We start from the raw sequence: 1,206 nt of genomic DNA, 5'->3' as shown, positions 1-1,206 counted from the left end.
TATGTTTTTGTGAGTATATTTCCAAAAAGCAATTTTTTTACTCTACTTGTATTGTTACTATCTGTATTAGGAATATCTATTTATTCCGTTGAAATTGCAGAATGGGCGTCTGGTAGTTTTTCTGGTTTGGCGAGTTCATCTGACTCACGTCTATTGGACACCGGTTACAATGGCCGTGACGTATTGATGCAATTAGCGCTTGAAAGATTTAAAAGCCAGCCTATGTTGGGATTAGGTTTTGATGGTGTTAAGTTTGATTTTGATGGCCATGAGCTTAGTGCCCATAATGGATTAGTAGAGATATTGATGAAGTTCGGAATTATTGGCACTTTTATTTTTACCTTGTTTTGTTTGTCCTTGACATGGATGACATCCAAGCATAATGCTCGATTTAAAGCTGCGACAATTATGTCTCTTGCAACCATATTTTCTTTATCAACAAATAGCTCGACTTTTTTTGTACTTAACTATTTAGCTATTTACCCAATACTCTTAGTTTATCTAGGTTATAGAGTACAAGGTGAAAGTTACAAAATACAAAACGAAAGTAGAAGAGAGCTTTTGGTCGAACATTAATATCCTTTAATAGAGTAACTTATGAAGTTTTTAATTATAGCTGGTTTTGCCAACTCTTTAGTTGGTTTTCGCAAACCCTTTATCATTGCATTGTTAAATAGAGGGTTAGAGGTTCATGTGGCTGCTCCAGAACTGTTAGAAAACCAAACTATAACGTCTGAGCTAAAAGCATTAGGCGCAATCCCTCATAGTGTTTCGATGCAACGTACGGGTCTTAACCCAGCAGCGGACACAAAGACTTTGTTTTCGCTTTATGCTCTAATGAAAAAAATCAAGCCAGATTATATGATGGGATATACCATTAAGCCTGTAATCTATGGAACGCTTGCAGCTTGGTTAGCGCGTGTACCGAAGCGGTTTGCCTTGATTACCGGTTTAGGGTTTGCCTTTACTGGAGAGGGCAATAAGCGTAAAAGGGTACGTGCTATTGCTCAAGGCTTGTATCGTACAGCACTGCGTCATTGTCAAGTTGTGTTTTTTCAAAATCACGATGACGAGGCATTATTTCACGAATTAAACATTGTTTCTTCACAGACACGTACCTGTGTAGTGAGTGGATCAGGTGTCGATGTGGATGAGTTCAATGTTGTACCTATTGTCACCGATGAGCCTTTACGGTTTTTGCTTATT

The 1,206-nt window shown here is 38.0% G+C and carries 2 protein-coding genes; both read left to right on the top strand.

Features of this window, described 5'->3' with window-relative positions:
- On the top strand, nt 1-576 hold a 576-nt coding region (locus ACS8FD_RS15510; protein ID WP_439276510.1), incomplete at its 5' end, for an O-antigen ligase family protein.
- A gap of 21 nt (nt 577-597) precedes the next feature.
- Nucleotides 598-1,206: glycosyltransferase (locus ACS8FD_RS15505; protein ID WP_439276509.1), on the top strand; the 609-nt coding region annotated here is incomplete at its 3' end.

Source organism: Psychrobacter sp. 1U2 (assembly GCF_051847575.1).
The sequence above is the reverse complement of the archived record's forward strand: the minus strand, read 5'-3'. Positions and strand labels throughout refer to the sequence as shown.